This window comes from Microbulbifer elongatus (assembly GCF_020524885.1).
Lineage (GTDB): Bacteria > Pseudomonadota > Gammaproteobacteria > Pseudomonadales > Cellvibrionaceae > Microbulbifer > Microbulbifer elongatus_A.
Map to the genome: position 1 here is coordinate 1 of NZ_JAIVKJ010000010.1, position 1728 is coordinate 1728.

Consider the following 1728-nt stretch of genomic DNA (forward strand, 5'->3'; position numbering starts at 1 on the left):
CAGTTTCAAAGCCTCCCACCTATCCTACACAAGTAGGCTCAAAGTTCAGTGCAAAGCTGTAGTAAAGGTTCACGGGGTCTTTCCGTCTAGCCGCGGGTACACTGCATCTTAACAGCGATTTCAATTTCACTGAGTCTCTGGTGGAGACAGCGTGGCCATCGTTACGCCATTCGTGCAGGTCGGAACTTACCCGACAAGGAATTTCGCTACCTTAGGACCGTTATAGTTACGGCCGCCGTTTACCGGGGCTTCGATCAAGAGCTTCGCCGAAGCTAACCCCATCAATTAACCTTCCGGCACCGGGCAGGCGTCACACCCTATACGTCCACTTACGTGTTTGCAGAGTGCTATGTTTTTAATAAACAGTCGCAGCCACCTGGTCACTTCGACCGGCCTCAGCTTAGGGAGCAAGTCCCATCACCAAAACCGGCGTACCTTCTCCCGAAGTTACGGTACCATTTTGCCTAGTTCCTTCACCAGAGTTCTCTCAAGCGCCTTGGTATTCTCTACCTGACCACCTGTGTCGGTTTAGAGTACGGTTCGCAATTGCCTGAAGCTTAGAAGTTTTTCCTGGAAGCATGGCATCAACCACTTCGTCTCTTAAAAAGAGACTCGTCATCAGCTCTCGGCCTTAGGGACCCGGATTTGCCTAAGTCCCCAGCCTACTACCTTAAACACGGACAACCAATCGCCGTGCTGGCCTAGCCTTCTCCGTCACTCCATCGCAGCAATTGCAAGTACAGGAATATTAACCTGTTTCCCATCGACTACGGCTTTCGCCCTCGCCTTAGGGGCCGACTAACCCTGTCCCGATTAGCGTTGGACAGGAACCCTTGGTCTTCCGGCGGGGAGGTTTTTCACCCCCCTTGTCGTTACTCATGTCAGCATTCGCACTTGTGATACCTCCAGCAGACCTCACAGTCCACCTTCAGCGGCTTACACAACGCTCCTCTACCATGCTCAAAAGAGCATCCGCAGCTTCGGTTATCAGTTTGAGCCCCGGTATATCTTCCGCGCGGGCCGACTCGACTAGTGAGCTATTACGCTTTCTTTAAAGGATGGCTGCTTCTAAGCCAACCTCCTAGCTGTCTGGGCCTTCCCACATCGTTTCCCACTTAACTGATATTTGGGACCTTAGCTGGCGGTCTGGGTTGTTTCCCTTTTCACGACGGACGTTAGCACCCGCCGTGTGTCTCCCGCGATTGCACTCCACGGTATTCGGAGTTTGCATGGGGTTGGTAAGTCGGGATGACCCCCTAGCCCAAACAGTGCTCTACCCCCGTGGGTGAGACGCGAGGCGCTACCTAAATAGCTTTCGAGGAGAACCAGCTATCTCCCGGCTTGATTAGCCTTTCACTCCGATCCACAGGTCATCTCCTAATTTTTCAACATTAGTGAGTTCGGTCCTCCAGTTGATGTTACTCAACCTTCAACCTGCCCATGGATAGATCGCCGGGTTTCGGGTCTATTGCCTGCAACTAAACGCCCTATTAAGACTCGATTTCTCTACGGCTCCCCTATGCGGTTAACCTTGCTACAGACAATAAGTCGCTGACCCATTATACAAAAGGTACGCAGTCACCCCGAAGGGCTCCTACTGCTTGTACGTATACGGTTTCAGGTTCTATTTCACTCCCCTCTCCGGGGTTCTTTTCGCCTTTCCCTCACGGTACTGGTTCACTATCGGTCAGCTGGGAGTATTTAGCCTTGGAGGATGGTCCCCCCATA

General features: G+C 52.3%; 1 rRNA gene. It reads right to left on the reverse strand.

The window, feature by feature from the left end:
* Positions 1 to 1728, reverse strand: a 23S ribosomal RNA gene (locus LC059_RS17725); the annotation flags it as partial.